The sequence below is a fragment of the Bradyrhizobium sp. MI1.3 genome, from assembly GCF_055811695.1.
In genome coordinates this window covers 53,807-61,686 of record NZ_JBVVPQ010000046.1, presented here as the reverse complement: position 1 = coordinate 61,686, position 7,880 = coordinate 53,807, and the positions used below count along the sequence as shown (strand labels likewise).

3 protein-coding genes are annotated in these 7,880 nt (G+C 63.0%); 1 reads left to right on the top strand and 2 read right to left on the bottom strand.

The features are described 5' to 3' along the window. Positions 1-980, top strand: a 980-nt coding sequence (locus AC0L3A_RS27800; RefSeq protein WP_473255483.1) for an ABC transporter substrate-binding protein, incomplete at its 5' end; no start/stop codon positions are given. Positions 981-1,164: 184 nt separating this feature from the next. Here the strand turns inward: AC0L3A_RS27800 and AC0L3A_RS27795 are convergent. Then, entirely contained in the window at positions 1,165-3,396 is a 2,232-nt protein-coding gene (locus tag AC0L3A_RS27795; protein WP_007599545.1) for a CHASE2 domain-containing protein, read from the bottom strand. Between the two features lie 62 nt (positions 3,397-3,458). Then, positions 3,459-7,880: beta strand repeat-containing protein (locus AC0L3A_RS27790; RefSeq protein WP_473255482.1), on the bottom strand; the 4,422-nt coding region annotated here is incomplete at its 5' end.

Genomic DNA, 7,880 nt, shown 5'->3' with positions numbered 1-7,880 from the left:
TGGTGCCGCGCGAGCTCGCCGAGCTCACGAAGAATCCGGATTATTGGAACAAGAAGCGTATTCCCAAGGTCGACAAGCTCGTGCTGGTGCCGATGCCGGAAGCGCTGACGCGCACCAATGCGCTGCTGGCCGGGCAAGTCGATCTGATCGAAACGCCGGCGCCGGATGCCGTGCCGCAGCTCAAGGCCGCCGGCATGAAGCTCGTCGATAACGTCACGCCGCATGTCTGGAATTATCATCTGAGCGTGCTGCCGGGCTCGCCCTGGACCGACATCCGCCTGCGCAAGGCGCTGAACCTCGCGATCGATCGTGAGGCCGTGGTGGGCCTGATGAATGGCCTTGCGAAACCCGCCAAGGGACAGGTCGATCCGTCGAGCCCGTGGTTCGGCAAGCCGAGCTTCGAGCTGAAATACGATGTCGCCGCGGCGAAGAAGCTGGTCGAGGAAGCCGGCTACTCCAAGGCGAAGCCGCTGAAGGCGACCTTCATCATCGCACAGGGCGGCACCGGCCAGATGCTGTCGCTGCCGATGAATGAATTTTTGCAGCAGAGCTTCAAGGAGATCGGCATCGACATCGATTTCAAGGTCGTGGAGCTCGAGACGCTCTATACGCACTGGCGCAAGGGCGCGGCCGACGAGATGAACGCCGGCATCACCGCCAACAACATCGCCTACGTCACCTCCGACCCGCTCTACGCCATCGTCCGCTTCTTCCATTCGAGCCAGATCGCGCCGGTCGGCGTCAACTGGGGCGGCTACAAGAACCCGAAGGTCGACGCGCTGATCGACGAGGCCAAGCAGACTTTCGACAGCACCAAGCAGGACGAGCTGCTGGCGCAGGCGCACGCGCTGATCGTCGACGACGCCACGCTGGTGTGGGTGGTGCACGACACCAACCCGCATGCGCTGTCGCCCAAGGTCAAGCAGTTCGTCCAGGCGCAGCACTGGTTCCAGGACCTGACGACGATCGGGGCGGAGTGAGGCGACAGCTCAACCCTCTGCCGTCGTCCTGGCGAAAGCCAGGACCCATAACCACCGAATTTCGTTTGCCGAAGATTGGTGGTTGGCCGCTCGCCGTAACAACTTCTCCCTGGGGTAATGGGTTCTGGCGTTCGCCGGGACGACAGCGAGTGTGTGGTTAGCTTCAAAACCGCACATCTGCCCCCTACTTCGTCAGCAGTGCATAGGCCCCGGTCCACCCCTCCGCCGGCGGATTCACCTGGAATTCCTTGATACGCACTTCATAGAGCTTGAACAGCTTTTCCAGCGTGTCGGCATCCTCGCTCCTGCGCCCGCGTTCGATGGCGTCCAGCGCGCCCTGCCAGTCGCGGCCGCGATAGCAGGCCAGCATTTCGATGGTGACGTTGCGCAGGCGCTGGAAGGCGCCGGAATGCATCACGTCCTCGCGGCCGGCGATGGCGTAGATCACTTCGGGCTCGGTCTTGCCCTTGACCATGATGAAGTCGAGCTCGAGGATCGCGAACTTGTCCTTGGCGGCGAGCGCGGTCCTCGAGCCGACGATGATGGGAAAGCCGTACTCCTTCGACTGGCCTTCCAGGCGCGAGGCCAGGTTCACGCTGTCGCCGAGCACCGAATAGTTCTTCTTCAGGTCGGAGCCCATGTTGCCGACGACGCCGATGCCGGTGTTGAGGCCGATACCGACATTGAGCGGGATGTAGACGTGGCCGCCATCCGTGGCTTCCTGTTCGCGGTCCTTGTTCACCGCGTCGATCCGCTCCAGCATCTGGATCGCGGCCTCACAGGCGTTGACCTCGTGCTCGGCATCGTCGAGCGGCGCGTTCCAGAACGCCATGATGGCGTCGCCCATATATTTGTCGATATAGCCCTTCTGATCGATGATCACGTCGGTCAGAGGGGTCAGGAAGCGGTTCATCAGCGCGATCAGGCCCTGCGGGTCGTGCTTGTAGGTTTCCGATATGGTGGTGAAGCCGCGCACGTCGGAGAACATGATCGTCATTTCGCGCTCCTCGCCGCCGAGGACGAGCTTTTCCGGTGACTGCGCGAGTTGCTCGACCAGCACCGGCGACATGTATTGCGCGAACATGCCGCGGATCTGCACGCGCTGCCGCTGCTCGCGCACGAAGCTCGCGAAGATCAGCGTCAGATAGATCGCGGTGGTCGAGAGCAGCGGATAGGTGAAGTCGATGAGATAGCGGCGCTGGGCATAGTAGAACCAGGACACTCCGATCAGGATCGCGGCGAAGGTCGCGCCGGCAAGTACGAGGCGGACCGGTCCGAGGTTCGGCGTGAAGATGATGACGAGCAAGCCGATGACGAGCGCGGCGAGCAGCTCGACAACGAGCGCATAGCCGGGCTGGGAGATCACCGCGCCGCTCAGCACACTCTCCAGCACCTGGGCGTGGATCTCGACGCCGGGCATGGTCGAGGACACCGGCGTGGTCTTGAGGTCGTTCAACCCGCCCGCGGAGGTGCCGATCAGGACCAGCTTGCCGGCGATCTTGCCGGGCGACACGCTATTGTCGAGCACATCGGCCGCAGAGACGTAGATCGAGGGGTCCGGGCGGGCGTAATGCATCCACAGCTGGCCGTTCTTGTCGGTCGGGATCTCCAGGCCCTTGAGGCGGATCGTGCGGATACCGCTCTTGTCGGTCCTGATGAGCAGCGTCGGCGTGCCGGTGGCGACGCGCAGCATCTCCAGGCTCAGCGAGGGCATGATGTTGTCCTGCGCCCGCAGGATCATCGGCACGCGGCGGATCAGGCCATCGCGCTCGGGTCTGATCGAGAACAGGCCGCGTCCGGCCGCGACCTTCTCGATCACAGGCACGTTGCGCAACAAGCCCGGGAAGTCGAACATGAAGCGTTCAGACCCGTCCTCCCCGAGCGTCGCTACGCCGGTGAATGGAAGTGACTTGTCGAGTTCGGACAAGACTGCTGGAAGCCCCGTCTCGCCCAGCACCACGCGCGAGCGCTTGATCGCTTCGGCAAGGATCTGGTCGTTGCTCGGCAGCTCGCGCAACTTGGCGCGGGTGGCATCGTCGAGGTAGCGCATGTGGCTCGCGACCAGATCCGGATTGAGCCGGTCGGCCTCCGAGAACACGACGTCGAAGCCGATTGCGACCGCGCCGTTGCTGGTAAGGTTCTGGATCATGTCGGCGATCCGCGTCCGCGGCCACGGCCATTGGCCGAGCTTGGCGAGGCTCTTGTCGTCGATGTCGACGATCGTGACCGGCCGCGCCGCCTTGTGGCGCGGATCGATCAACTGAAACATGTCGAAGGTGCGCAGCCGCAGTTCCTGGATCGGCGGCGGATCCCAGAGGCGAGCGCCGGCAAACACGACCAGCAGCGCAAGGCACATCAGCCGCGCAAACCCCAACTTCCGCGCAAACCACCGCCGCAAGATTTTGAGACGTTTCATGGCGGTTGAATATCACGCTTTCACGGGCAATGGCAGCCGGCGGCTTGGCACCCAAGCGGTCATCAGGCGTGGACGATGAAGTCGCTCGCATGGAGATGGGCCGCGGTGACGCCCTTCAGGACGATCGTGTCTGCCGCGTCGATCGTGATCAGGGTGTCCGCCGAATTGGTAGGTGACCCGGCCACATGCTGGGCCATCCAGGCGGAAAGATTGGAGGTCGTCACAACTGCCGAGAGATCGATGTGGTCCTGACCCGGCGTGAAATTCACGATCATATCGCAGTTCGAGTCGGCCGCGAACACGAACTGATCCTGATAGCCGGTTCCGATGAACAGATCTTTGCCGGTCGTGCCGGTGATCCGCGCGTGGTCGTTCGCACTTTCAGGAAGGTTGAAAATCAAGTGAATGGTATCGCTCGCCCCGTGCCCGTCGGTCACGGTGAGCGTGATCTTGTCCGTGGGCGGCTCTGCGCTGCCTTCATTGTAGATAACGGTATTCAGGCTCCCATTGATGTTTGCAAATAGACCGGAGCGCGACGACGGGCTCGCATTGCTGCCGGCAGCCTCGGTCGTGGCAGCCAGCGTGAATATCTCATTCGGAGCAGCGTCCGGGTCGACCAACGAAAGGCCATGGACGATCACCTGCTCGTCGTCGTCTTGCCTAACACTCACGTGATCGAGATCGAACATCGGCGTGTCATTCGCGCCGGTCACGCCGACTGTCAGTGTCGCCGTGCCCGCGGCCCCATGAACGTCCGTCGTCTGTACCGTGAACGTATCCGAATAGGATCCCTGCGGCAGTGCGTTGATGGCGGTTGCATCCGGAACGTAGCTGTAGTTGCCGTTCGCGTTCACCGTTAGCGAGCCGTAGTGGCCTGCGACCGTTGCAGCCGCATGATGCGTCGCATCAAGCACGGCATAGGTCAGCGACCCCGTCTCGCCACTGTCAGCATCGGTCCCGACCAGCTTGCCGGTGAGATTGGCGAAACTGTCAGTCGCAGCCGTGTCCGTGAGCGAGCCGATGTTGAGATCGGACAGCTTCGGCGTGTCGTTGGCGCCCGTCAGGTCCACCGTGTATGTCGCGGTGGTGGCAGCGCCATGCGCGTCGGTGACCTGGACCGTGAAACTATCCGAATAGGAGCCTCCCGGCAGGGCGTTGATCGACGCAGCGTCGGGAACGTAGCTATAGCTGCCGTTGCTATTGAGCGTCAGCGCGCCATAATGACCCGTGACCGTCGCGACGGCCTGGTGACCTGCGTCAAGCAGGGCATAGCTCAGCGTGTCGCCGGTGTCGACGTCGGTCCCGACCACCTGTCCCGTGAGGTCGGAGAAACTATCCGCTGCGGCCGTGTCGGTGAGTTTCCCGATGCTGCCATAGGACAACACCGGCGTGTCGTTGGCGCCGGTGACGGCGACCGTGAATGACGCCGTGCCGACAGCACCCTGCGCGTCCTTGGTCTGAATCGTGAAGACGTCCGAGTAAGGGCCTGCCGACAGCGCGTTGATCGCCGCAGCATCCGGAACGTAGCTGTAGCTGCCGACGGCATCCACCGTCAGCGAACCGTAATGACCGGCGACCGTCGTGACCGCGTTCGCTCCATCCATCACCGCGTAGTGCAACGTTGCCGTCTCGCCATGGTCGGCGTCGGTCCCGACCAGCGTTCCCGTGATGTTCGGGAAGCTATCGGTGGCGGCGGTGTCAACAAGTGGACCCGTGGTGACCGCGGCCAATGTCGGAATGTCGTTCTTGCCAGTGATGGTGACGCTGACCTCGGCCGTATGGATCTTGCCGTAATCGTCCGTGAGCGTGATGGTGGAGTCGACCTTCGCGGTCTGGTCCTTGGCGAGGAAATCCAGCGCGCCGTCGGGGATCGAATAGCTCCAGGTGACGGTGCCGTTGTTCTTGCCAGTCTGCCCATAGATCAGCGCGGCCTTCAACGCGGCGGTCTCGTCGTCGGTGAGCGACGCGGTGAGGTCGGTGCCGCCATCCAGCCAGGTCACAGCCTGGTCGGTGACTGCAACTGTCGCTATCGGACGGTCCGTCAGGTCGATGTCGGTGAAGTGAATCGAGCCGGTTGCGGCGGGCAGCGGGTCGGAATCGCCGGAGCCGGTGGTGCTTTCGCGCTCGGAGAAGTTCGCGGTCAGGGATGCATTGACCATGTCGAACGCCGGCGCGTCGTCGATCGCATGCATCGTGATCAGCGTGTGGCCGCCATCGTCGCTGCCCGCGAAGTGCGCGTTGCGATAGTCGCCGACGAGAGTCAGGTCGATGGTCTTGCCATCGTTGCCGGTGACCGTGAGCATGCCGCCGCTCGCAGGATCGGCAGCATTGGGCACGTAGACGGCGCTGGTGCCGGGGCCCCACTGGATCGTCGATAATTCGATCGTGTCGTTCACGGACAAGTCTGCGATCGAGCCGCCGAACGTGTCCGTATCGATCTCAAGCGCGGCGCCGTTGCCGTGAAGTGCGATCGTTTGCGCGACCGTGCCTTCGAGCTTCAGCAGCGCGCCGGCATCGACGGTGACCGAGCCCGTGCCGGTCAACGAGCCGAACAGCGACAACTCGCCATGGACCTCGATGGTGCCGGTATTGGCGATGGTGCCCGAGATCGACGCCGTGCCCCAGCTGTCGATGTGGTTGTGATTGACGAGGCCAGGCCCACTCAGGGAGATCGAGGCGCCGTTGAGGAGATCGATGACACCGTCATTGACGATCGTCGACGCATTGCCGAACACGCTCGTGCCGGCGACCGTCCAGGTGCCGCCCAGCTCGTTGTTGAAGGTCGCGGTAGCGACCGAGACATTGCCGTTGATGTGGCCGGTGTTGTTGATCGTGAGGCTGCCGTCGGTCTCGACGATCGCATCGGTCGCGGAGGTCACGCTCAAGGCGGCGGCCGGCCCGATGGTGCCGGAATTGTCGATCACCGAACCGGTCGTGTCCTGCTGGATGTGGATCGCCGCATTGCCACCGGTGCCCACGATCGAGCCGGAATTGACGATGTGGATCGAACCGGTCGCGCCCGAAAACTCCAGCGTCGCGCCGACATCGACGATCACCTTGCCTGAACCGGCGATGCCACCCGCAAGGTCGAGCGTGCCGCTCTGGACCTCGATGATGCCGGTATTGGTGACGCTGCCCGTGACCGTATCGACGCCGGCGCTGTAGAGATTGCCGGCATTGCTCAGGCTGCCGCCGTTGATCGAGACGTCGGTCAGATAGAGCTTCGAGTGACCATCGACCGTGATCGCTCCGGTGCCGCTGTTACTGACAGTCAGATTTGTCAGCTTCAGCGTGCCATAGTTGATCGCCTCGAGATCCGCGGTGTTGGAGATGTCTTCGCCGGAGACGCCGAGCACGCCACCATTCGCCTGAATCAGATTGTGATTGGTGATGGTGTGAAGCGTGGCGGGATCGATCGTCAGCGTGCCGCTGGTGACCGTGATCGTGCCGGTGTTGGTGATGTCGGCGTTGTCGATCGCGCTCGTGCCGGTCGATTCCAGCGTACCGGCAATCGTCACCGTGCCGCCGTCGATGGTCGCGCCCTGGAGATCGAGTGTCGAGCCGGACTCGACCGAGACGGCACCGCTGCCGGTATTGGTCGCCTTCATCCCGATCAGCTTCAGTGTCCCGTGATCGATCGCCGCCAACGTGCCGGTGTTAGTGACGGCTTCGCCGTTGATGTCGAGCTCGGCGCCATTGGCCCGGAGGATGCCGTCATTCGCGATCGAGCTTGCGGAGGTCGTCGCCAACAGCGTCAACGCGCCCAGGGTTGCCTCGATCAGATAGTTGTTCGAGATGTTGGCGTCGGTAATCGCAGTTGTGCCGGTCGAATTCAGCGTGCCCGAAACAATGAGCGCGCCGCCGGTCAGGCTTGCACCGTTCAATGTCAGCTTGCTGCTTGCATCGACCTTGACCGTGCCATGATTGGCGATTGCGGTACCCGCAACGGTCACGTCATCCAGCGTCAGTATGACGCCGCTCTCAACCGTCACGGCAGCGGTGCTCAGCGTCGCCGATTGATCGATCTTGCTGCTGCCGATGACATCGATCGTGCCGACGCCGTTGACAGCCCCGCCCGAAATCTCCGTGCTGGACAGTGTCAACGTCTGGCCGCCATCGACCGTCACCGTGCCGGTGTTGGTCACGACGTCATTGAGCAGCGTTGCAGCGCCGGCGATCTTCAGCGTGCCGATATTGGCGACCGCGCCACCCTGGATGCTGGCGCCGTCCTGAAGCTTGACGGTGTTGTCAAGCTCGATGCCTGCATTGTCCGTGATCGTCGAGCCCGAAACCGTGATGCCGTCCAGCGTCAGCTTGGCATCGGCGGTAACTGCAGCCGTGCTCAGTGTGGCGCCGCCGTCGATCTTGCTCGCGACGATGACATCGATGATGCCGGCGCCGTTGACGGCCCCGCCCGAAATCTCCGTGCTGGACAGTGTCAACGTCTGGCCGCCATCGACCGTCACCGTGCCGGTGTTGGTCAC